The 22,793-nt window shown below is 65.0% G+C and carries 21 protein-coding genes and 1 pseudogene; 14 read left to right on the forward strand and 8 right to left on the reverse strand.

Annotated features, from left to right (window positions below; all coding sequences use genetic code 11):
• Positions 1-35: 35 nt before the first annotated feature.
• Positions 36-1,583, forward strand: a complete 1,548-nt coding sequence (locus XF30_RS16310) for an FAD-dependent oxidoreductase (protein WP_192893165.1) — start codon at positions 36-38, stop codon at positions 1,581-1,583.
• Between the two features lie 165 nt (positions 1,584-1,748).
• Positions 1,749-3,509, forward strand: a complete 1,761-nt coding sequence (locus tag XF30_RS16315) for a CYTH and CHAD domain-containing protein (protein WP_109143300.1) — start codon at positions 1,749-1,751, stop codon at positions 3,507-3,509.
• Positions 3,510-3,629: 120 nt separating this feature from the next.
• Here the strand turns inward: XF30_RS16315 and XF30_RS16320 are convergent, their stop codons facing one another.
• The 3 genes from XF30_RS16320 to XF30_RS16330 all read right to left on the reverse strand — a co-directional run bounded on the left by XF30_RS16320 (position 3,630) and on the right by XF30_RS16330 (position 6,570).
• Positions 3,630-4,253: a transglutaminase-like cysteine peptidase gene (locus tag XF30_RS16320; protein WP_192893166.1), complete on the reverse strand. Its 624-nt coding sequence runs from the start codon at positions 4,251-4,253 to the stop codon at positions 3,630-3,632.
• A gap of 330 nt (positions 4,254-4,583) precedes the next feature.
• The gene (locus XF30_RS16325; protein WP_026312634.1) at positions 4,584-5,195 is read right to left on the reverse strand and encodes a PilZ domain-containing protein; all 612 of its coding nucleotides are present in this window, start codon (positions 5,193-5,195) and stop codon (positions 4,584-4,586) included.
• A 124-nt stretch (positions 5,196-5,319) separates the two neighbouring features.
• A complete protein-coding gene (locus XF30_RS16330; RefSeq protein ID WP_283811142.1) occupies positions 5,320-6,570 on the reverse strand; it encodes an MFS transporter in 1,251 nt (416 codons plus the stop codon).
• A gap of 207 nt (positions 6,571-6,777) precedes the next feature.
• Between XF30_RS16330 and XF30_RS16335 the strand changes: the two genes are divergently transcribed.
• The 4 genes from XF30_RS16335 to XF30_RS16350 all read left to right on the forward strand — a co-directional run bounded on the left by XF30_RS16335 (position 6,778) and on the right by XF30_RS16350 (position 9,878).
• A complete protein-coding gene (locus XF30_RS16335) occupies positions 6,778-7,527 on the forward strand; it encodes a class I SAM-dependent methyltransferase (RefSeq protein ID WP_158284384.1) in 750 nt (249 codons plus the stop codon).
• 183 nt (positions 7,528-7,710) lie between these two features.
• On the forward strand, positions 7,711-8,862 hold the full coding sequence (locus XF30_RS16340; protein WP_109143304.1) for a zinc-binding dehydrogenase: 1,152 nt from the start codon (positions 7,711-7,713) through the stop codon (positions 8,860-8,862).
• 3 nt (positions 8,863-8,865) lie between these two features.
• The gene (locus XF30_RS16345) at positions 8,866-9,348 is read left to right on the forward strand and encodes a DUF5680 domain-containing protein (RefSeq protein WP_109143305.1); all 483 of its coding nucleotides are present in this window, start codon (positions 8,866-8,868) and stop codon (positions 9,346-9,348) included.
• A 107-nt stretch (positions 9,349-9,455) separates the two neighbouring features.
• Positions 9,456-9,878 (forward strand): VOC family protein, encoded by a 423-nt coding sequence (locus XF30_RS16350; protein WP_036015254.1) that lies wholly within the window; start codon positions 9,456-9,458, stop codon positions 9,876-9,878.
• A 6-nt stretch (positions 9,879-9,884) separates the two neighbouring features.
• On the opposite strand, the gene XF30_RS16355 is transcribed toward XF30_RS16350, so the two are convergent.
• Positions 9,885-10,625: a metallophosphoesterase family protein gene (locus XF30_RS16355; RefSeq protein WP_036015251.1), complete on the reverse strand. Its 741-nt coding sequence runs from the start codon at positions 10,623-10,625 to the stop codon at positions 9,885-9,887.
• A 271-nt stretch (positions 10,626-10,896) separates the two neighbouring features.
• Here XF30_RS16355 and XF30_RS16360 point away from each other — a divergent pair, with 271 nt between their 5' ends.
• The 3 genes from XF30_RS16360 (at position 10,897) to XF30_RS16370 (ending at position 14,042) form a co-directional block, all read left to right on the forward strand.
• A complete protein-coding gene (locus XF30_RS16360) occupies positions 10,897-12,822 on the forward strand; it encodes a DEAD/DEAH box helicase (RefSeq protein ID WP_109143306.1) in 1,926 nt (641 codons plus the stop codon).
• Positions 12,823-13,216: 394 nt separating this feature from the next.
• Positions 13,217-13,702, forward strand: coding sequence for a phasin (locus tag XF30_RS16365; RefSeq protein WP_244608961.1), 486 nt, complete (start codon positions 13,217-13,219; stop codon positions 13,700-13,702).
• A 118-nt stretch (positions 13,703-13,820) separates the two neighbouring features.
• Positions 13,821-14,042, forward strand: coding sequence for a hypothetical protein (locus tag XF30_RS16370; protein ID WP_109143307.1), 222 nt, complete (start codon positions 13,821-13,823; stop codon positions 14,040-14,042).
• Positions 14,043-14,087: 45 nt separating this feature from the next.
• Here the strand turns inward: XF30_RS16370 and XF30_RS16380 are convergent, their stop codons facing one another.
• The 3 genes from XF30_RS16380 to XF30_RS16390 all read right to left on the reverse strand — a co-directional run bounded on the left by XF30_RS16380 (position 14,088) and on the right by XF30_RS16390 (position 16,497).
• Positions 14,088-14,594 carry a GNAT family N-acetyltransferase gene (locus XF30_RS16380; RefSeq protein WP_109143308.1) on the reverse strand — a complete coding sequence of 169 codons (507 nt, stop codon included), beginning with the start codon at positions 14,592-14,594 and terminating at the stop codon, positions 14,088-14,090.
• 79 nt (positions 14,595-14,673) lie between these two features.
• On the reverse strand, positions 14,674-15,807 hold the full coding sequence (locus XF30_RS16385; protein ID WP_109145736.1) for a DJ-1/PfpI family protein: 1,134 nt from the start codon (positions 15,805-15,807) through the stop codon (positions 14,674-14,676).
• A gap of 135 nt (positions 15,808-15,942) precedes the next feature.
• Positions 15,943-16,497 (reverse strand): PAS domain-containing protein, encoded by a 555-nt coding sequence (locus XF30_RS16390; RefSeq protein WP_036029643.1) that lies wholly within the window; start codon positions 16,495-16,497, stop codon positions 15,943-15,945.
• A gap of 449 nt (positions 16,498-16,946) precedes the next feature.
• Between XF30_RS16390 and XF30_RS16395 the strand changes: the two genes are divergently transcribed.
• Both XF30_RS16395 and XF30_RS16400 read left to right on the forward strand, forming a co-directional pair.
• On the forward strand, positions 16,947-17,765 hold the full coding sequence (locus tag XF30_RS16395; protein ID WP_036015285.1) for a rhomboid family intramembrane serine protease: 819 nt from the start codon (positions 16,947-16,949) through the stop codon (positions 17,763-17,765).
• A 188-nt stretch (positions 17,766-17,953) separates the two neighbouring features.
• Positions 17,954-18,382: a CBS domain-containing protein gene (locus tag XF30_RS16400; protein ID WP_036015240.1), complete on the forward strand. Its 429-nt coding sequence runs from the start codon at positions 17,954-17,956 to the stop codon at positions 18,380-18,382.
• Here the strand turns inward: XF30_RS16400 and XF30_RS16405 are convergent, their stop codons facing one another.
• Positions 18,383-19,456 (reverse strand): patatin-like phospholipase family protein, encoded by a 1,074-nt coding sequence (locus tag XF30_RS16405; RefSeq protein ID WP_036015237.1) that lies wholly within the window; start codon positions 19,454-19,456, stop codon positions 18,383-18,385. It lies immediately after the preceding gene.
• 247 nt (positions 19,457-19,703) lie between these two features.
• Between XF30_RS16405 and XF30_RS16410 the strand changes: the two genes are divergently transcribed.
• From XF30_RS16410 to XF30_RS39375, 3 genes and pseudogenes are all read left to right on the forward strand, one after another.
• Positions 19,704-20,777, forward strand: coding sequence for an RgsD C-terminal domain-containing protein (locus tag XF30_RS16410; protein ID WP_109143309.1), 1,074 nt, complete (start codon positions 19,704-19,706; stop codon positions 20,775-20,777).
• Positions 20,778-21,095: 318 nt separating this feature from the next.
• Complete coding sequence (locus XF30_RS16415; RefSeq protein WP_225115011.1) at positions 21,096-21,335, forward strand: hypothetical protein; 240 nt, start codon at positions 21,096-21,098, stop codon at positions 21,333-21,335.
• 979 nt (positions 21,336-22,314) lie between these two features.
• Positions 22,315-22,793 (forward strand): annotated as a pseudogene (locus XF30_RS39375) (GGDEF domain-containing protein); the annotation flags it as partial.

The following is a 22,793-nucleotide window of genomic DNA, read 5'->3' on the forward strand; positions in this document are numbered from 1 at the left end:
CTGCTGCATCGTTTGTTCTTCCGAGGAGTAGCGCCATGAATGTACGGGATGAGCACACGTGGTCCCTCTGGATGGACGTATCTGTCGCCGAAGCTCCGGTGCTGTCGAGTACGGTCGGCGTGGACGTTGCCGTGGTCGGCTCCGGAATAGCCGGGCTTTCGGTCGCATATGAACTTGCTTGCCATGGACGTTCGGTCGCAGTGATCGATCGCGGCCGCATCGGCAGCGGGATGACGGCGCGCACCACGGCGCATCTGGCGACCGCGCTTGATGATGGTTATGATGCGTTTGTGCGAGTCCGCGGCCCTGACTGTGCGCGGCGTTACTATCAGAGCGTCGCTGCCGCGATCGATCGCGTCGAGGCCATCCAAGGCGCCGAGCACATCGATTGCGGTTTTAAGCGCGTCGATGGCTATTGGGTACTGGCATCCGAAACGTCCGCATCCGAGCTGGATAGTGAATTGGACTGCTGTCGCAAGCTGCAGATTCCGGTCGAAAATTGCATCGAGCGGACACCATTCCATGACAGCGGTCAGACGCGTTCGCTGCGCTTTCCGCGCCAGGCGCGCCTGCATCCGACTAAATATCTCGCCGGTCTGGCGAGCGCACTGCAGCGCCGGGGAGCCCAGCTCTATGCTGACACCTGCGTCGAGAGCATCCAGCAACGCCAGGGTAGCATGGTCGTCACCACCGCCTCAGGCTACGAGGTTCACGCCGCCGACGTGGTGGTTGCGACCAACTCGCCCGTCAATGTTCAGGTGGCGATCCACACTAAGCAGGCGCCTTACCGCACTTATGCACTCGCCGCGAAGATTGCGGCCGGCGCCGTGGAGGATGCGCTCTATTGGGACACGCTCGATCCTTATCATTATGTCCGCCTCCACCCGTTATCTGCCGACGAGGACATCGTGATCATCGGCGGCGAAGATCACAAGTCGGGTGAGGCGAATGATGGCGCACAGCGCCTTGACGCGCTCGAGCGCTGGGCGCGCGAGCGATTGCCGGATTTGCGCGAGGTCACCCATCGGTGGTCGGGTCAGGTGCTGGAGCCGGTCGATTTCGCCGGCTTCATCGGCCGCAGCCCCGGCGAGGAGCATGTATTCGTTGTCAGCGGCGACTCCGGGCAGGGGATCACCAACGGGCTCGTGGCCGGCATGCTGATCGCGGATCTCATCACCAGCGGCGCAAGTGCCTGGGAGGACGTCTACGCTCCGTCGCGGAAGATTCAAAGGAACATCGGCGAGTTCATCAGCGAGAACATCACCCCTATCAAGAATTTCGCGGAGTATCTCACCGCAAGTGAAATCGCGAGCGCTGAACAACTGCGGCCCGGCGAGGGGCGCCTCTTCCGAAGCGGACTGAAGAAGATCGCGGCGTGCCGGGACCGAAGCGGACATTTGCATTTGCATTCGGCGAGCTGCACCCATTTGGGCTGCGTCGTGCACTGGAACTCACTCGAACAGTGCTGGGACTGCCCATGTCACGGATCGCAGTTTGCACCCGATGGCACCGCGCTCAACGGCCCGGCGGTTTCCCCGCTCGGCGAGGCTGAAAAGCCGGCCAATCTTGAAGCGGCAGAATGAGCGGCATCTCTCGGCGTGTCGTAGGGGGCTTGGGCCGGCGGCTGCAGCTTTTACCTGGCGAGCTACATGTGAATCATGATGCGCGCCGATCTGATGTGACTATTCCTCGCAGGCTGTACAGGCTATATCCCTGTCGCCTGTCATTGAACTGTCATGTTACCGCAAATGCTAAAGTCAGATGCTGCGCCGGCTCGCAAGACTCCGGGGGCACCGGAAGCCAATCCTGCTGTTGGGAACACCAAGAGAGCGCAGCTCCTTACCGGCTTCCCGGGGCAACGCGAGGACGTCAGCGTGGAACCCGCGACGGTCGAGGAGCGCGCTGCCATTGAGCAGACGCCATCGCAGGACGTGACGCCCGCGCCGAGCCCGACCCAGCCCGCATCTCCCGCCGCCGAAATCGAGCTCAAGCTGCTCGTTGGTGCCGATCGCATGGCGCATTTCGGCGCAGCGCCCGTCATCGCGGCGAACGCACGCAACAAGGGCACGCGCAAACGTCTCAAATCCGTCTACTACGACACGCCCGAGCGGGCGCTTCGTCGCGCCGGCCTGAGCTTGCGCGTCCGCCAGAGCGGCACGCGTTTCGTGCAGACCGTGAAGACCGAGGTTGCGGACGATCCGTTGCGTCGCGGCGAATGGGAAGCAAGCGTGCCTTCGCTTGCGCCCGATCTCGCTTTGGCGATGCCGTTCATTCCCGAGAAGATTCGCGAGCGACTCAAAGCGCAGCCGCTCGAAGCGGTGTTCACGGCCGATGTGCATCGTCACACGCGCATCATAGACCTGCCATCCGGCACGGTCGAGGTCGCCTGCGACCAGGGCGAGCTGACGGCCGGTGACCGGTCGGTTCCTGTCAGCGAGATCGAGCTGGAGCTGAAGAGCGGCAGCACGAGCGTGATCTACGAGATCGCCCTGCGCCTTGCGGAGCACGGAACGGTGAAGCCGTCCATCCGCAGCAAGTCGGCGCGCGGCTTCGATCTTGCCGCGGACCTGCCGCCGTCGGCTCGCCGGCCGCGCAAGCTTCGTCTCGATCCCTCCGTGACGCTCGACGAAGCCTTCGCGACCATCTTGCGCACCTGCTTCCTTCACCTGCTGCAATCGCTGCCGGCGGCCGAGGACGGCCGCAATCCGGAAGGCGTGCATCAGCTGCGCGTCTCGCTGCGCCGGCTGCGATCCGCGCTCGACCTGATGCGTTCGGTCGGCGCGCTCAGCAATCTCGAGGCGCTGCGTTCGGAGGCCAAATGGCTGGCGCAAGGCCTGTCCGCCGCGCGCGACTGGGACGTGTTCCAGCTCGACACCTTGCCGGCGATCGCAAGAGCCTGTCCTTCGGTCGCGGGCTTCGATGCGCTTGGGCGGGCCGCGGCTCAGCGTCAGGCGGAAGCCTATCGCAGCGCCCGCCACGCGCTCGATGATCGCCGCTGCGCGCTCTTCCTGATCGGCCTCGGCGGTTGGATCGAGACGCGCGGCTGGCGCAACGGCGTCGCGCCCGAAGATCTCGGCCGGCTCGCCGAGCCCGCCCTCAATTTCGCGCAGCGCGTCCTATCGGAACAGCACGCGAAGGTGCTCAAGCGCGGCCGCCGCTTCAAGTCGCTGACGGTCGACGAGCTGCACCGCGTGCGGCTCGCCACCAAGCGGCTGCGCTATCTCAGCGAGTTCCTGCTGCCGCTGTACGAGGATCGCAAGTCCGCGCGAAAATTCGCGCGCCGGCTCGCCGGCTTGCAGGAGGAGCTCGGCGTCTTCAACGACATGGCGGTGACGGCCTCGTTGCTCGACGGGCTCGGCGCTGACGATCGCGACAGCGCCATTGCGGCGGCCGCGATCGCCGGCTGGCAGGCGCGGGCATCGATCGGCGTGCAGCAGGGCTTGCAGGATAGCTGGCGGGATTTTGCCGCCGCACGCGTACCCTGGTCGCGCCAAGGCCAGCAGAGCTGATCGCGCTTTCCCAAAAAGTTGCGGCCAGCCATTGGGGGATGGCTGGCCGCGCGCGAACCGGTCTGGGACGGGGAGGGGTGGGGATGTGACCGGGTCGCGTAACCTGTTGTCTCGTTCCTACTAATCTTTCGCGCTGGCGGTGGAGACCGCCGGCTTGGTATCGCCCAGCGAGACCCAGACGTTGGGATCGCTCTGCGACTGGCGCTTGACGAAGCGGTAGCCGGTCTCCGTCCAGGCGAGGACGTTCTCGTTCTGATTGTCGAGAATGAACTCGCCCTTGTCGGTCTTCACCGTCAGCACCGCGTGGCCTTCGCCCTTCTTGTCGCGCACCACGGTGATGAGCAGGGCCTGGCGCGGCCAGCCGGCGTCCATCAGCATCTTGCGCTTCAACAGCACGTAGTCTTCACAGTCGCCGTAACCGTCTGACGGCAGCGACCACTTCTCGATCACGCCCCAGTGCTCCTGGTCGGTCAGAGGCTTGACGGTCTCGTTGACCCAGCGATTGACCTTGACGAGGTCGCGCCATGCGGCCTGCGACATCACGATGTCGCGGGGCTGCAGCGGTGCGCCCTGGCACTGGGTAGCATTGTCCGCGCAGAACTCGACCCAGCCGATCGGCGCACGCGTGGTGTCGCCGAGGCTCGCGTAGAGCAGACGGCCTTCGCCGGCCTGCGCTGCCGCGCTGATCCCGAAGAGCATGGCGGCCAGCGCCAGTCCCTTCCCCCGTCCCCTGAAGTCAAACATTGCGGCCCCCGTTTCTTGTTGGGACCACATTTCGCACGGAGCTTTTGAGTTGCCGCTAAGTCGACCAAGTCAAGTCGAGACGAATGCAAGTAAAAGGCGCGGCGAATTCGATCTATACTTGAATAGAATTCGCGTAAAATTGGATATGACTGCAATTGATTCAAATTTTATCTATTAACGCGGAAGCGCTGGGAGGAGCGTTGTTTGCGCTCATCTGCAGCCCCTCCGTTAACCGCTGGCCATTCGCCGCGGGACATGAAAAAGGCGGCGTCCGCATCGCGGAAGCCGCCTTCGAGCCTGGAAATATGGAGGTTTTCGCGTCCTTGCGCTTTACCGCGCGGTAACGCTCTCTTCGAGTGTCTCTGCCGGCTGCTCGTGCATGAACTCCAGCGCGAAGCCGTCCTCGAGGTTTCGGACCACGCGGCCCTGGACCCGGCCGAGCAGAACCGTCGATTTTAGCGGTGGCCGGTTCTCGGCAGCGATCGCCGCGCCCGACAGCGAGAGGTCGATGATGCGGCAGGTCATCTTGGTGCCGTCCTCGAGCGTCAGCACCGCGATCGGGTTGCGCGGCACGATGCGGTCGTGGCGGCGGTCCTCCGGCAGATTGAGGATGTCGCGGTTGGCGAGCCAGGTCAGCTGCGCGGCGAGCTTGTCGCGCTTGCGCGGCGTCGCACCGATGGTCATGGCGAAGCCGTTGTCGATGATCCGGGTGATCTTGCCCTCGACGCGGCCGATATGGTCGAGATAGGCGACCACGCGGTCGCCGACATTGCCGATGCCGGGGGCGAGCAAAGCGAGGCCGCCCGGCGACATGTTGATCACCTGGCAGGGGAATTCCCGGCGGTCCGGCAGCATGTAGCGGCCGAGCAGGTGCACCTTCACCCGCTGGAAGCGCCTGCGCTCCTCGGCGGCCGGAAGAAATTTTTTGTTCGCCAACGCCATTTCCAACACCCGACCCCCCGCCCGGGCGGAGTCCTTGCGACCCTAAGGTGCACAGGGTTAATGCCGCGTTAGGATCGGGCGCGCTGGACACGGACAGACACGATGCGCTCGAAAAGCCACACCTTCAGGCGGGGCTCGGCTTCCTCGCGGCGCGCCCATAAAGCAGGCACAGCAGCGCCAGCAGCACGGCGGCCGACAAGCCGAGCGACCAGTGGATGCCGATCGCCGCGCCTGATACCCCGATCGTGATGCCGCTGAAGGCCCGCATCCCGAGCCCGGCCATGTTGTAGAGGCCGACGACGCGGCCGCGGACGTCGTGCGGCGCGTTGAGCTGCACCAGCGCCTGCGCCATGGTGTTGAAGGAGAGCTCGAAGAAGCCCGCGAAGAACAATAGCGCGATCGCGACCGGATAGACCGGCACGAGCGCGAAGCCGAGCAGCGCCACGCTCCACAGCATCGCCAGCGTGATCGCGGTGCGCGGGGTGCCCTTCAGCCGTCCCCAGGATTCCAGCGCGATGCCGGCCAGCAATGCGCCGGCCGCGTCCGCGGCGAGCAGCACGCTGTAGGAGACGCCGGGATCGCCATGGCCGAGATCGCCGGCATAGCCCGGCATCTGGGCGTGATAGGCGTTGCCGATCATGAAGGAGGTGAGGCCGGCGAGCCACGTCATCGCCGACAGCACGGGCTGGGTGCCGATCGCGCGGATGGTGAGCACGATGTCGGCGAGGCCGCGCACCGCGAAGCGGCGCGCCGCCACGCTCTTGTCCCTGATCGGGGCCCAGAACAGCCACAGCAGCATCGGCAGATAGAACAGCGTGTTGAAGATGATGCCGTGCGAGGGACCGAGCGTCAGCATGATGAGCCCGCCCACCGCAGGTCCGACCAGGATGCCGAGATAGCGCGCCATCGCGTTCAGCCGCACCGCGCTCGGCAGGTCGGCCGGGCCGACCAGGTCGTAGAGCAAGAGCTGGTTCGGCGTCTGCCAGAGCACGCCGGCGCAGCCATGGATCACCAGAAGCAGCATCGCGTGCCACATCTGGATCGTATCGGTCAGGAAGAAGAAGCCCCAACCGGCGGAGGCGACGATGAACAGCAGCATGCCGCACTGGATGATGCGGCGCGGATCAAACCGGTCGGCGAGGCCGCCGACCGCGACGGAGAACAGCAGGAACGGCAGCCAGTGCGACAGCACGGCAAACCCGCCCAGCGTCGGCGAATGGAATTTCTGGAACACCACCCAATAACTGATCACATGCTCGATATTGTCGGCCATCATCGCCAGCACGTAAGAGGCGAACTGGAGACGGTAGGGCACGGACCTCATCGCCGCGAACGATCCGGACGCGGCCACGGGATTTTGGGGGAGGGGGTTCACTGGAGGACCTGAGGTGAGACTCCTGGCGCCTTACACGTTCGCCAGTCGGCGCTCAAGACAATTGGGCGTGCTGGAACAGCAGCCATGCACTCCTGCCACGAGGCCTGCGTTATCTGAGGTGCGAGCCTTGCGGCTTCCGGCCTGCGCTCGTCGAGCCGCAGCAGTCGCCGCATGCAGGGCACGGAATTATTCGCTACGATCGTCTCCATGGAACAGAACAGTCTCTACGATCGGCCGGATCTCTATGACCTGATGGCGCCGCCAGATCCGATCCTCGAAGGCTTCTATGTCGACATCGCGCGCGAACGCGGTGGCCGCGTGCTCGATCTTGCCTGTGGGAGCGGTCGCCTCACCGTTCCATTGGCGCGGGCGGGCCTTGATGTCATTGGAGGCGATCTGTCTTGCGCGATGCTGGAGCGGGCGCGAGATTACGCCAGGGCGAACGCGGTTGAGCCCGGCTTCGTCGAGTTGGACATGCGCGATTTCGATCTCGGCGGGCGGACTTTCGACACCATCGTCGTCGCCGTGAACTCGATCCTGCATCTGCATAGTCTCGACGACTTCAGAGACTTCTTCGGATCGGTCGGCAGACATCTGTCGCCGCAGGGTCGGCTGGTGTTCGACGCCTTCCTGCCCAATATCGCCATGCTCAACGCTGATCCCAACAAGCGCGAGTTGATCGGCACGGTGGTCCACGATCGCCTTGGCGCCATCACTGTCGAGGAGACTGCGAGATACGACCCGCTCACCCAGATCAGGCACGTGGATTGGTGCTGGTCGAGCAAGACGGAGAAGGATTTTTGGCAAGCCGCCTTGCCGATGCGCAACATCTTCCCGCAGGAGATGCCGTTGCTCGTGACCTCGGGCGGCCTCCGCCTCATCGAGCGCTTCGGTGATTTCGATCGCAGCACGTTAACGGCGGAAAGCATGCGGCAGATATGCGTCTGCGGCCTTTAGTCCTGTAGCCCGGATGGAGCGAAGCGAAATCCGGGCCGTTAGCCGTGGATGGACTTCTCCCGGATTGCGCTGCGCTCCATCCGGGCTACGATCCTGTCCGCTTGGCACGAGCGCGCATCTCACATACGCTTCGCCTCAGCCCGCACGATCAAAACACAACAAGCGGGCAGCGAGGAAACGGCCATGCAACAAATCCGCGTCTGCACCCACGCCGGTCCCGGCTCGGAGCCCGTGATCCGCACGGTGCCGTGGCCGAAGGTCGGCCGGAAGGCCGCGCTGATCAAGATCGGCGCCTGCGGCGTCTGCGGCACCGATTTGCACATCCTCAAAGGACATTGGCCCAAGCCGCTGCCCTGGCCGTTCACGCTCGGTCACGAGCTCGGCGGAATCATTGTCGAATGCGGCGACGAGTTCACTGAGGACTTCATGAGCAAGCCACTTCAAGTCGGCTCGAAGGTGATGATCCCGCCGCTCATGCCGTGCGGCCGCTGCTATTACTGTATCCACTATCCGCAAACCGCGAACAAATGCCTGACGCCGGTCTATTACGGCCGCTATCTCGGCTTCGACAAGGCGCCGCATTTGTGGGGCGGCTGGGCCGAATATGTCTATGTCGATCTCGACATGCTGCCGGGCACCAAGATCTACAAGCTGCCGGACGACATGTCGTTGCGCCTGGGTGCGCTGTCGGAGCCGCTGACCTCCTGCATTCGGGCCTTCAATCGTGCGACCCGCGCCGGCGGATTCAGCTGGGGCGACACCGTGGTGATCCAGGGCTCCGGCCCGATCGGCATTCTGGCGGTCGCGGCCGCCAGGGAGATGGGGGCGGGGCGCATCATCTGCGTCGGCGCGCCGGAGGAGCCGCGGCTCAAGCTGGCGCGCGAGTTCGGCGCGGAGGCGACCGTCAACATCGAGGAGCTGAAGTCACCGCAGGATCGCATCGCGCGTGTGCGCGAGATCGTCGGCGGCTTCGGCGCCGATCTCGTGATGGACTGCTCGGGTCATCCGACCGCCGGCCCCGAGGGCATCGAGATGCTGCGCGACGGCGGCACCTATGTCGAGATGGGCCAGTTCACCGACGCCGGCTCGATCGACACCTCCTGGCACCGCATCTGCACCAAGGACCTCAACGTGCTGGGATCCTGGGGCTTCACCGGCAATGACCTCCCGCTCGGCGTCGACATGCTCTACCGCACCCGTGACAAATACCCGTGGCTGAAAATGCAGACGATCTACCCGTTCACGGAAGCGGGCGTCGCGCAGGCCGTGCAGGACGCAATGGCGATGAAGACGGTGAAGTCGACGATCGTGCCGTGGCCGGAGCTGGTGGAGTAGACGATGCCGTCCGCGCCTCACGATCTCGCGGCGTTCCTGGTCGAAGCCAAACGCCGCACCTATGCGGGTCTCGATGACGATGCGACCGTTGCTGCGCCGCTGCTTACCGGCTCCAAGCAGCTCGAGCATCACGCGCCGCCTTATGCCTATCGCGATATCTATTTCGGGATGGGCTTCTTCGTCGGGCAGGAGACCGTGTCGCGGGATGAACGCGTCATCTGGTCGATGAGCTACAGCGGCGGCGTTCGTGCGGAGATCACGGAGCGGGAGATCTTCCTCGCCATCTACAAATTCCTGCGCCAGGCGTTGCTGCGCGTCGGCGTCGAAGAGCCTTACCGGGGACCTCGCCTGTTCGAGCAGGACGGCATGGCGTACCGCAACGAGATCGAAGGCGGTATCGATCGCTTCCACGGTGTGGAGACGATTGCCCGGCAGGATGGTACACCGCTTTATGAGCTGCGCTATGATGGCGGCCTGCTGCGATAGACAAAATCCGTAGCCCGGGTGGAGCCGAGCGTAATCCGGGGACGTCCGTCCCGCATTCCGCTTTGCTCCATGCGGGCTAAAAGTCGGAGCCTGGAACGAGCGACGAAATGACCGACGAAAAGACACCCGAACCAGCCCGACAATCCCCCTTCCACGCCATCCGCGCGATCGACTACACGGTCATCTTCGTGCGCGACATGGCGCCGATGCGCCGCTTCTACGAAGACGTCCTCGCCTTTCCGCTCTCGCGCGAGCTGTCGCCGAACTGGATCGAGTACGGCCTCGGCAGCAACACGTTGGTGCTGGCAAGGCCGAGCCGCACCGCCAGCGATGCACCGACGCCAGCGGGCAGCGCCTCGCTGCAGCTGGCCTTCAAGGTCTCTGCTGCAGAGGTCGACGCGTGCGCCGATGAACTCGTGCGGCAAGGCGTGGCGCTGCTGTCACCGCCGACCAACCAGCCCTTCGGCCATCGCACGCTGTTCTTCCGCGATCCCGACGGGAATCTGCTGGAGGTGTACGCCGAGATCTGAGAAATTCTATTTGACGTATCCCGACAACATGGCGTGCGCCCAGTCCGGACGGTTGTTGGCGAGCGCGCGCGCCGAGGCGGCCTCCCAGTCGTATTCGAGGGCCAGCAGCTCGACCTGCCAGCCCCTTTTGCCCTTGGTGAGGATCGCGTAGCGGGCGTGAGGCGAGCGGTGTTCTAGTTTCGCGGCAAAGGGAATGTCGGCGAAGACCGGGCATCCGACGCTGCCGGGATTGAGCACCAGACATTCGCGCGGTCCGTGAACGACGGCCGGGCGGTGGCTATGGCCACACAGCACCACGCGTGCCGCCGGCTCGCTCGCAAGGCGTGCCTCCAGCACGTCGCGGCGTGCCGGCACGAAGCGGCCGTCGTCGAGTGCGTCCTCCAGCAGGCACGCCGTATCGCTGTCGGGCGTGCCATGGCAGGCCAGGATGCCGTCGTCCAGTCGCAGCTGGGAGGGCAGGTTGTGAAGTGCACGACGCTGCTCTGCAGTCAGTGCGTTTCGCGCAAACAGACCTGCCGGCGAGAGCTTGTCGTCCGGAAACTCCTCGATCCAGCGATCATGATTTCCGCGCACGGTCGGCAACGCCAGCGATTGGAGGAATTCGAACGTTTCCCTCGGCCACAACGGGCTGGTGACGCAGTCGCCGAGGTTGACTATCCGATCGACGCCCCGCGTCTTGATATCCGCCAGCACCGCCTCCAGCGCGGCGAGATTGCCGTGGATGTCGGAAATGACCGCCAATCGCATCTTTATTCCCCATATCGTCAGACGTGAGCGTGGCTCGGCTATAGGCCGATCCCGCCGCGCTAAGGTTAATCGAGCTGGCCGCAAAAATCCGCTGCAAGCTTCAGGCGCGGCTCGTCGTCAAGCCATGCATCACGGCTATGGTGATTTCCGGGCGCTTGGCGTAAAGAGCGCCCAGATCAAATCAGCGTGCGGTCGGGCCGTTTGCCGCGCACGCAGCTCGGGGCGCCGGTTCACCGTTTGCGCGCCTGAATCAAACAAGGTTTCCCATCTCGTGTCTCTTCCGGCCCTGACCCCGCCGCTCGCCCGCGCTTTGGCCGAGCGGAACTATGATTCACTGACGCCCGTCCAGCTCGCGGTGCTCGCCCATGAAGCCACCAGCCGCGACCTCCTGGTCTCGGCCCAGACCGGTTCCGGCAAGACCGTCGCTTACGGCTTGGCCATCGAAAAGAACATCCTCGATGACGCCGAGCAGTTCGCACCAGCGGCCGCGCCGCTCGCCTTGATCGTGGCGCCGACCCGCGAACTCGCGCTCCAGGTTCAGCGCGAGCTGGCCTGGCTCTATGGGCATGCCGGCGGGCGTGTCGTCTCTTGCGTTGGCGGCATGGATCCGCGGCGCGAGCAGCGCGAGCTCGCCGCCGGCGCGCATATCGTCGTCGGCACCCCCGGCCGTCTGTGCGATCATCTGCGGCGCGGCCGTCTCGACATTTCCGAGCTCGCCGCGGTTGTGCTCGACGAAGCCGACGAGATGCTCAATCTCGGCTTTCGCGAGGACATGGAATTCATCCTCGAGACCACGCCGCAGACGCGCCGCACCTTGCTGTTCTCGGCGACGTTTCCGCGCGGCATCGTCGCGCTGGCGCGGCAATATCAGCGCGACGCCTTCCGGATCGAGGTCGCCGGCGACGAGGGCGGCCACGCCGATATCGAATACCGCGCGATCCGCATCGCGCCCGCCGACGTCGAGCATGCCGTCGTCAACGTGCTGCGCTTCTACGAGGCGCCGAGCGCGCTGGTGTTCTGCAGCACGCGCGATGCCGTCAGGCATTTGCAAGCCGCGCTCCTGGAGCGCGGCTTCTCTGTGGTCGCGCTGTCGGGTGAATTGACGCAGAACGAACGCACCCTGGCGCTGCAGTCGCTACGCGACGGCCGCGCCCGCGTCTGCGTCGCGACCGACGTTGCCGCCCGCGGCATCGACCTGCCGAGCCTCGACCTCGTCATTCATGCCGATTTGCCCAACGACGCCGAGGTCTTGCAGCATCGCTCGGGCCGCACCGGGCGCGCGGGCCGGAAGGGGACGAGCGTCCTGCTGGTGCCGCCCGCGCGGCGGCGGCGCGCCGAGCTGCTGCTCGATCTCGCAGGGGTCGACGCGGTCTGGGGCACGGCGCCGCAGGCGGAAGACATCCGCAAGCTCGATCATGCGCGCATGAAGGACGTGCTGTTCACGGAGGAGACTGGTCCCGACGATCTGGCTTTGGCGCAATCGCTATTGGCCGAGCGCTCGGCCGAGGACATCGCCGCCGCGCTCGCGCGGCTTTATCGCGCGCGGCTGCCGTCGCCAGAGGACATCATCGATCCCGGCGAGCGAAGCGGCAGGCCGGAACGCGGGCGTGATAGGTCCGAACAGGGCGAGGACCGCGCCAAGCCGCGGTCGAAGGCTGGGAAATCCTCGAAGCACGCCATGGCGGATGGCAGCGTCTGGTTTCGCGCCGCCATCGGGCGCCGCAAGAACGCGGAAGCGCGCTGGCTGCTGCCGATGATCTGTCGCCGCGGCGGCATCGACAAGCGCGACATCGGCGCCATCAGGATCATGGACACCACTACCGAGTTCGAGATCTCCCAGCGGGTCGCCGAATCCTTTGCGGCGAAGATCAAGCGTCCCGACAAGGAAGACAGCATCCGGATCGAGCCGATGACGGATGCGCCTCACCGGCAAGACGCTCCTCAGGAGCGCCCCCGCGCGCCGCAGCGCGAGGCCGGCGCTCATCATGAACGGCGCGAGGATCGCCCGCGCGAGGCGAGTGGATTCAAGTCGCGCAGCAAGCCTCAGGGCGAGCGCGCGTCGAAATTCGGTGATGCGCGTTCTTTCGCAAAGAAAAAGAAGCACAAGAACAAGCCCGGCCATGCAGAGCCTTCGGTCACGCCGTGGCCTGCGAAGGGCGCGCCCGAGAAAAATGCGAAGAAGAAGCGTCGGGGCTGATCTGCCGCTTTCCGGCCCCGGCCAGACTAACGCCGCCGAAGGCTCGCGCGGTGCGCTATGGCGCAATCAATCAGTAACATGGTGCCATCCGGACGCGCCTGCGAGCCCGCGCCTTCTCGAGTTGGCAGAATCCTTTTCGGCAAACTCAAAGCGGCAAGAGCGGCGCCTGCGGCGAGGCGTCGCTTGAATCGAATTTAATCAAGTCGAGAGTCTGAAAGCGAACTGAAGGTCCGATCCTGGTTGGTCATAGTTGGCATCGGCAGGGGGGCGAGAGCAGCTCATCAGCAGCATCCCTCCATTTTGAGAGTAGGGGCACTGGTTTCCCGGTGCGGCCCGCACCCGGGAGCTTCTGAGAGTCTTCAATCCAACATCTGGTTTCGCGTGAAAGGATGGAATGACGATGCATGATGCCAATGTGAAAGCCGAGACGAATGCCACTCCCGCGGGTGGGAGTGGTGGTGCAAGGCTCAAGTTCGACGTGCCGTTTTTCAATATCCAGGAGATCTTCGGTGATCTTGCCGAGCAGGGCGCCGCGCGGGCCAAGGCAAATCTCGAGCAGATGAAGGCGGCTTCCGAGGAGATCACCGACGCTTTCCGCGAAGCCTGTGCGACCAATGCCACGCGTGCCGCCGACTACGGCACCAAGGTCATCGAAATATCGAAAATCAATACCAGCTCCACCCTGGAATTCCTGTCCCAACTGGCCGATGCGAGGTCGTTTGCGGATGTCGTGAACCTCTCCACCACCCACAGCCGCAGGACCTTTGAAATGGCTTCCGGGCATAACCGGGAGCTTTGGGACCTTGCTCAGAAGGTTGCGACCGAGACGGCCGAGCCGATCAAGAAGAGCTTCAACCGGGTTCTGCACAGGGCAGCTTGAATCGAGGCTATCGGCCGCGTGAATCGGCGGACGAGCGTCTTCGCCAGAAGAGACGCCGTCCGGCTGATGGCGGCGACGCCCTTCCGTGAAGGGATGCCGAGCTGGAGGAAATCAGGGTATGGTGATGATCAAGTGCCCGGAAACGGGCCGAGCCATTTCGACCGGCATCGAGATGGACCGCGAACGATTTCGGTGCAGTGCAGTGTTCTTCTCTCGCACCTATTGCGAGATGTGTGCGGCAACGCACGAGTGGTTTGCCAAGGAGGCCTGGGTCTACGAAACGGGAAGTCCGGGGGTAGGCAGTCGTTCCGCGCGGGGGCGGCGTGAAGAAGCAGCCTGACGGCGTCCTGCGAAGCAATCCGATCAATTTGCCCGGGGACGGGCATTACGTCGCGGCGAGGTCGCGCAGCATGTAGGTCGCGCCGTCGCCGTAGGATGCGAGCTTTGCGTGCAACTCGGCGTTCGCCGTCACGGTCCGAAAGCCGACGCGTTCCCATAGCGGCGGCGTGCCGTAGACCGAGACCAGCGCGAGCGTTCTGATGCGTGATGCACGCGCCAGCTTCTCGATATCACCGACATAAGCGCGCACGACGCCGCCGCGGAACTCCGGCAATACCGCGACGTCGTGGATGTAGAGACAGTCGGCGCGATCGGGCAATGCTTGCAGAAAGCCGTCGAGCGGCGGAATTCGGTACCGCATCCAGGGATGTGCCAGTCCGTAGCCGATGATGCCCTGGTCCGTATCGAGCACGCCGCAGCCCTCCGGGCAAAGCCTGATCTTCTCCGCCAGCACCTCTTCGCGTTCGGGCAACGCCGGATGGATGCGTGCCGCAATCGCGCTTATCGCAGGAAGGTCGGAGGCGCGCGCGGGACGCCAATGCGGCTTGCTCATGTCGATCCGTCGTTCCGTGGTGTCCTTCCAATCTATTCCGCCGCGGCGATGCGCGCAGCGGGAAAGATCCTGGCGGTCGTTATCGCGGATATTCCAGCTGCATCGCCACGAAGTCGGCCGTGCGTGCTCCGTAGCGCGTCTCGATCGCGCGCAGCGTTTCGTCCAGCGCCCGCGCCGGCGGCGAGGCGCCGGAATCCGGCACGGCCTGCTCCGCCGGCCAGCTCCCGGCAATGCGGTCCGGCAGGATGCGAAGACCGCTGCGGCTGGTCCGCGCCTCTGCCGTGGCGGCGAAGGTGAGGGCGCGCGAGCGGTAGGTGCGCGACCACGCATCGGCGATCAGGGCGAGCGAGACCTCGTCGACATCAGGCGTCAACGCGATGCCGAGTTGCTCGCGCTTCCAGAATGCGAGCGTGTTTGCGATCGCCGTCAGCGCGAAGGGGCGTGTGAAGCTGAACGCGTCGCTGCGGTGGCGTGCGTCCCATCGCGCAAGGCCGACGTCGCCGGCGACCGCCTCGGCCTTGGCGCGGCCGGCGATCGCCTCGATCAAGGTCAGGGCCATCGGCATGGATGCGGTGATGCCAGTGGTCGTCGCGACGCCCTGGTCGACGACCAGCCTGCGGTCCGCCGCGTAGCGGATCGTCGAATGCTTCTTCAGATCGCCCACGGAATACCAATGCGTCGTGGCCCGCTTGCCGTCGAGCAGCCCGGTGTTGGCAACAACCGTGGCACCGACGCACACGCCGATCACGATCGCGCCCTTGCCGGCTTGGCTCCTGATCCAGTGCAAGACCGTTGCGTCGTCGTCGCGGCTCATCGCCGGCACGATGACGTAGTCGGCGCCATCGGGGTGCGCGGCATCGAACTCGGCGATGGTCGCATGCGGCTGCACCTTGAGGGCGGGATAGAGCGTGACGGGCTCTGGCTGCGTCGACAAGGTGAGGACGTCGGCAATGTCGGCGCGGGCGAGAATGCCGTAGGGCATCAGGTAATCGGTGGTCTCGCTCATGTCGTTGATGCCGACGATGGCGATCAAGGGTCGCTTGCGTTTCGGCGGTTTCAGCGCCGCCAGGGTCGATTCGGTTTCGTCTCTGGAAATCGCAGGCGCGGGTCCCGAGGCTGGCGCGGCGGGCAGCAGGAGCAGCCAGGTCGCGCCGATCCCTGCCAGCAATGTCATGCCGCCGAGGGCAGTCCACGCCAGATTGCGCCAGCTCATCATGATGTCACCCGCTCGTCTCACGCGGCGCGGAAGCTATCCGGTCGCATCGACATCAGAAATGACGCAAATCCGGCAAAAACGGTCATGCCGCGCGGCGATCCATCGCAGGATCGCCGCACGTCTGCAGGGGCTCTATCGCAGCCCCTCATACACCATCAGCCCGCGCGCGATCTGCAATTTGCGGATGGCGCGCGGCAGGAGTTTCTCCGGCTGGTGCAGGTAGCGCCAGGAAGTGAGGGTGAAGGCGGACAACGTGCCGCATTCGTCGTCGAACGGCGCGAGCACGCCGGTGACGCTGACCGGCGTATGCGGGCGGGCGTTGAAGGGCAGCAGCAGGAGCTCCAGATGCGCCTTGCTGCCGTCCTCGCGCGCGGCGGTGACGCCGGCGATCGCGCCTAGCGTCTCGTCGGCGACGATCGTCGTGATCTCCTCGATCTCGCTGCGGCTTGCTTCTGTGAACAGCGCCGCAAAGCTGCGGTCCTTGAGGTCGGTTCCTGCGAGCGCGCAGACGCGCGTGCCGGCGACGCGGAACGGGAAGCCGAGGTTCGGCTCGCAGGACAGCACGAAGATGTCGCCGAGCAGGCCGCGGACCGCGGCCGGGTCGATGTCGGCCCGGTCAGGAGCCCGTGCAGTGCCGCGCTTCTTGTCCCAATACGCGAAGAACGCGCGGCTCGACGGATGTTTCATGACTGAACGCTCGCCCCGGGGTGCAACCTCGAAGGGACAGACTTGTCCCGCTTCAGTGCACCCGCGATCCTTTCTGTTGTTGTGCAGGAGGGGATTTGCAGCGTCCATGCCGCCGGCGCGTTTTCAGGCTTCTTGGGCCGGCCTTTGCGTCGTTAACGTTAAATTAACTATGCGCTTCGTGCCGGCCGCGCGCCTGCTATGGTGACCGCGGTCGCAAGCCTCGCCGCTTTTCTCCAGGTTCTCGGCGGGGCCTGTACAGGGCGTCAAATAGTTTGGTCACGGGCCGCGGGGAGGGGTGGGGATACGCCTTGTCTCTCCGGCCACCGGAAGACCGACACGGACAGGCAGGGCTTCGGCCCTGCCTTTTCCTTTTGTGCACTTGCGCAGGGACGGCAAAGGCGCCTATCTCCAAGTCTGTCGCCCCGATGTCGCCCGAAAGCGAAGCTGCCTTGGATTCCCCGCAAGATTCGTCGCCGCAAGGTCCTGAGCCGGGCCCGCCGGCCGTCGTGGAGGCTCCGCGCGAGCCGATCCTGACGCTGCCTCCGGCGCTGACCGCCTATATCCTGCTGCTGGCGGTGATCCATCTGCACGTGCTGCTACCGCCCGAGCTCGAGAACTGGACCATCGACGTCTTCGGCTTCATCCCGAAGCGCTACGATTCCTCGCTGCTCAATCTGCAGATCCCGGGCGGGGCGGGGGCGAAGGTCTGGACCTTCGTCACCTATTCGCTGCTGCACGCCAATCTCACCCATCTCGGCTTCAACGTGCTGTGGCTCTTGCCGTTCGGCAGCGCGTTGGCGCGGCGTTTCGGCACCGTCAGGTTCTTCGTCTTCCTGGCCGTGACGGCGGCGGCCGGCGCGCTCGCCCATCTCATCACCCATGAGCATGCGGTGGCGCCGATGATCGGCGCCTCGGCCTCGGTGTCGGGCGCGATGGCGGCCGCAATCCGCTTTGCCTTCGTCCGCGGCAGCTTCCTGTCGTTCAGCCGATCGGATGCCGATACCGCCGCGAAAGTTCCGGCGCTGCCGCTGTCCCGCGCGCTCCGCGACGGGCGGGTGGTCGGCTTCCTCGCCGTCTGGTTCGGCATCAACATCATATTCGGCGTGGGCGCGATCGGGGTCGATGCGGAAACCACGAGCGTGGCCTGGCAGGCGCATATCGGCGGCTTCTTCGCCGGCCTGTTGTTGTTCGCGCTGTTCGATCCCGTGCCGCGCGTGCGAAGCGATGCTGCGGATGCGTCATCACGGGACGTTTCAGACCGTATCTGAAGCGGCGCTTGCGACGCGGCCCGAATTCATCCATCATTCCCGCGAAGAATGTTCCGAAGCGACACGTCCTTAGCGACGATGCTTCGCAAAGCGCACGAGCGTGAAACCGGCGCTGTAACTGTTAGTTGAAGACTCGCGAACAAGTCCGAACCGCCAAAGGCGGACGGCTCGGATTCAGGGAGGCGACGATGACGGTACGTTCCATTCTGAACACCAAGGGCCACCAGATCATGAGCGTCGAGCCCGACGCCAAGCTGGCGGACGCGATCAAGCTGCTCGGCGAGAAGAAGATCGGCGCGGTGCTGGTGATGAGCCAGAGCCGGCTCGAGGGCATCCTGTCGGAGCGCGACATTGTGCGCGTGCTCGGCGAGCGCGGCGCCGGCGTGCTGGAGGCGCCGGTCTCGGAGGTGATGACCCGCAAGGTCGTGACCTGCAAGGAGACCGACACCGTCGCCGAGCTCATGGAGATGATGACGACCGGCAAGTTCCGTCATCTGCCCGTGATCGACAACGGCAAGGTGGTCGGCCTGATCTCGATCGGCGACATCGTCAAGCGCCGCGTCCAGGAATACGAGAGCGAGCAGGAAGCCCTGCGCGACTACATTAAAACCGCCTGATCAGGCCAAGTCTCCCGCTTTCGGCTCGTCCGCTTTCGGCGCGATGCCCGCGGGCGCCGGCGCCAGCACGTGGATCGCCTCCTGGATGGACTCCAGTGCACGCTCCGCAGCGCGCGTGCCATGTGCGATCAGGTCTTCGGAGCGGTGGAAGTCGAACCAGCCGAACTGACCGACCCGCGGCGTGATCAGCATGTCGGGCGGATCGCCGGCGAGACGGGCGCGGGTGATGCGGTCCTGCATGATGTTGAAGGCGTCCACCATCACCGAGGAGATGCCGGGCCGGCCGTTACCGCCGAAGAACTCGCGCTTCATCGTCTTCTCGGGCGAGAACAGGCGCGGGAAGCGCCGCTTCGCCGTCGGCTCCTCGGCCACCGGTACGACCGGGGCGGGCACTGCGCCGTGCGAATAGATCGTGGTGGAATGAGTGAAGATGTCGCTGGAAAGATTTGCGGCGATGACGATTTCGGCGCCGAGCGCGCGGGCGGCCGAGACCGGTACCGGGTTCACCAGCGCGCCGTCGACCAGCCAGCGGTCACCGATCAGCACGGGCGCGAAGATGCCGGGCAGGGCGTAGGAGGCTCGCATGGCATCGACCACGCGGCCGCGCGTCAGCCAGATCTCGTGGCCGGTGCGAACCTCGGTCGCGACGCTCGCGAACTTGATGGGCAGGTCCTCGATCAGGATCTGCCCGATCGCCTCCTCGAGCCGGGTCGCGAGCTTCTCGCCACCGAGCAGGCCGGAGCCGTTGAGACGGATATCGAGATAGCCGAGAATGTTGCGCATCCCTTGCAGGCTGCGCCCCCATTCCTCGAACGTATCGAGCCGGCCGGCCGCGTGGAGGCCGCCGACCACGGCGCCGATGGACGTGCCGACCACGACATCGGGCACGATTCCATTGGCAATCAGGGTCCTCAGGATTCCGATATGGGCAAAGCCGCGCGCCGCGCCGCCGCCGAGGGCAAGGCCGATCACCGGCCGGCGGATGCTGCCCAGGCCAACTTTTTCGCCGACTTTTTCGCCCACTTTCTCGCCGTTCGAGCCGTTCGCGCCCCGGCCTTTCAATCTGTCCAGCACCGAAACTCTCCTACGCCGGGCCAGCCCGCATCGTCAGACTAGGCATCGCACTTGCGCTTCGCCATATCAGGCGCGAAGCATGGTTTATGCCGCTTTGGAAAGGGCACGGGGCAGGAATATGGCGAGGGCCGGTTGCCACGGGACTAATCACGCAGCCGTCAAGCCGGTTCCACCGAAGGTCCAGGGCCGTATTTCCTCGGGTTTCAGAGGCTTGAATTTGCCGCGTTTTCGGTGAAAAGCAGGAAGCATGACACGCGGGGGTGACGGCATCGGCGGATGGCGGCGCAGCAGCAGGCTGCTGCCGGCGCTCGTCCTTGCCGTATGCCTCTTTACTTCCGGCCGAAATGCCGCCCAGGCGCAGCTTTTCTCGGATCGTCCGCCGCCGGTACCGCCGGCCTCGGTGCCCGACCCAGGCAACGCTGTCAGCCTGGCGCCGCCCTCCGGGCTGGGCGCGGGACCGCCAAGCCTGCCGCCGACCCTGATGCAGCCGGCGACCCCGAGCATGCCACCGCCCGCTGTCTCGACCGTGCCGCCCGCCGCCCCGCTGAATGCGGCCGTGCCCGGACAGGGCGTGCTGTCGCTGACGGCGAAATACGGCAAGGACTCGGCGCCGATCACCAGCGGCCTGGTCTGGCGCGTGTTTGCCGACCGGCCTGACGAGAACGGCACCTTCAAGCTGATCCGCGAGGACCGCAGCGGGACGCCGAACATCGTGCTGCCGCCCGGCAATTATGTCGTCCACGTCGCCTTCGGCCTCGTCAGCGCGGTGCGCACCGTCAGCCTGAAGTCCGAGACCAATCGCGAATCCTTCGTGCTGCCGGCCGGCGGCCTGCGCATCGAGGGCCGCGTCGGCACCAGCCGCATTCCGCAGAACCAGATCTCATTCGCGATCTACAAGGGCAGCCAGTTCGAATCCGGCGAGCGCGCTTCCCTGGTGCCGAACGTCGCCGCCGGCGACGTCGTGCTGATCCCGGAGGGCACCTATTACATCGTCTCCAACTACGGCGATGCCAATTCGGTGGTGCGCTCGGACATCCGCGTCCAGGCCGGCAAGCTCACCGACGTCACCATCACCCACCGCGCCGCCGTCATCACGCTCAAGCTGGTCAGCGACAGGGGCGGCGAGGCGCTCGCCAACACCGCCTGGTCGGTGCTGACCCCGGGCGGCGACGTCATCAAGGAATCGATCGGCGCGTTCCCGCGCGTCGTGCTGTCCGAAGGCGAGTACCGCGCCATCGCCAAGAACGAGGGCAAGGTCTACGAGCGCGGATTCAACGTCGTCAACGGCGTCGACGGCGAAGTCGAGGTCATCGCGCGCTAAGGGCAGCCGGCGGCGAGAGGCTCCGGCACGACGATTCTCATCGCGCGCACGGATGTGCATCTTCTGTTACCGTCACCGTCAGTGGGTTTCTGCCAGGTAACCTCGGACCCCTCTCTGTGTTCTGTTGTGAACACTGGTAGCGTCATCATTACGTGCAGGGGCCAGCAAACACCGGCGGCATCGGCTTATTCCAGCAGCAGCGCGTCTTGCTTACGATCCTGGACGGTACGTATTTCCGATAATCAATTTTATTCTCTTTCCATCCTGCTGCGCTATATGTCTGGCGTCCGTCCAACGGGGGGAAGCCGGAGCAGGCTCATGCCTTGCAGGACCGGCATGGAGCAGGGGACCAGGCTTGTCGACATGTTCGAAGTGATCCTCACCAGGCGCAAGCGGTTCGGCTGGCGGTGGCAGGTGTGCGACCAGTCCGGCAAGATATTTGCCGACGGCTTCGAGCGCACGCGCCCGTCCGCCAAATATCAGGGCGAACGCGCGTTGTTCTTCCTGCTGTCCCAGGCCTATTTGCGCAACCGCTCGGCGGCCTCCAGCGAGGATTAGCGGGGTAGGCCACCATCCCTTGCGTTGCCCGACGGGCAAAACACGCGAGCGCTAGGTCAACGCACGCGGCCCAAAATATTCCGCTTTACCGAAATTCGGAAATCGCATATGTCTCGCGCAACCCGGCCCAAGGAAGAGGGGCGTATCGCGATCGTCACGAACGCGGGCCGGGGGGCGGTGGACGCTGATGGCGTTGGCGCGAAAGGGTTTGCAGGGCGGAGAGCCGTGAGCAAAGACCTCGCGCATACGACCGGTGTCATCGGCGTACGGCAAAATCGTGTGGTCCTGACGCCCGGGGTCTGTGCGTCAAGTCTTGCGGTGATGTTGCGGCCCAACCGGGCAAGCGCATCAGCCATCCGCGGGGCGACGGGGGCAATAGTGCATCGCTCCCCGAGGAGAGCACGACATAAGCCGTAAAGCCACTGCGCAGGGAAGGCCGGATGTTTGGCTTCACCTGTATGCCGCTGTGCAAATTCTTCGTTGCCACCTTTCGCACAGTGGACCGTGGGTGCCCGGCCGGCACCCGGTCTTCCCTGCGCCCTCTTTCAATTGAGGGTGAGCGAGAAGCAAAGCTCGGGCGAGAAATGCCGCGAGGATGCGGAAGCGTGTCTGCAAGCGAAATGCGAATTGAAGAACGGCGCTGCCCACCACACACTCCGTCATTGCGAGCGCAGCGAAGCAATCCAGGAATGCATCCGCGGAAGATTCTGGATTGCTTCGCTGCGCTCACGGTGTTGAGGCAGGTGCGCGCCAAAGCTCCGCTCTCGTGCCCCGGCTCTGCGCCGCATCGCTTGCGCGCCGCGCTGTGTCCGGGACACGAGAGCAGCTTCGCGCAACCGTCACAGTCTCTAACGCCCACTAACCAACACCTGACTTAAAACTGTCATAATTACCGAATGGAACCCACGCCTGCGCGCTTTTTACACGTCGTTAAGCGCGCCTGCATTGGATGCGGCGGGAAAGTGCGTTGGGGACTGCAATGACTGCCGCGAAGAAGATGCCGGGCAAACCGGCCGCCGAAATGTTCGACGACATCCCGGTGCTTCAGCGCAAATGGCGTGCGGCGTTGAAGCCGGGTGAGCGGTTGCCGCGTTACGAGGACGTCATGCTCGGCAGTCTCGGACGGCTCGCCGACCACATCGCGCTCTTGAAGAACGATGGCGTGCTCGAACTGTCGCGCAGCGGACGCTACGTGCAGAAATGGCTCGGCGAGGAGCGCTGGGACATTCCCCTAGCCGAGCTGTCGCCCGATTGCGCCACGGCGCTGTCGGAAGCGGCGGCGAGCGCGCTGGCGGCCGGACGGCCGCACCGGGCGAGCGCGCATTGCGTGCGCGACGGCATGGTCAGGACCTACGACGTGCTGGCGCTGCCGACGTCCTCGCGCTGGGGCGCGACGCTGATCGGCGCCTATGTCAACGAGCGCGGCGCGCAATACAATCTCCTCGACGCCATCTTTTC

This window comes from Bradyrhizobium sp. SUTN9-2 (assembly GCF_003122645.1).
In the GTDB taxonomy this organism is placed as follows: domain Bacteria; phylum Pseudomonadota; class Alphaproteobacteria; order Rhizobiales; family Xanthobacteraceae; genus Bradyrhizobium; species Bradyrhizobium yuanmingense.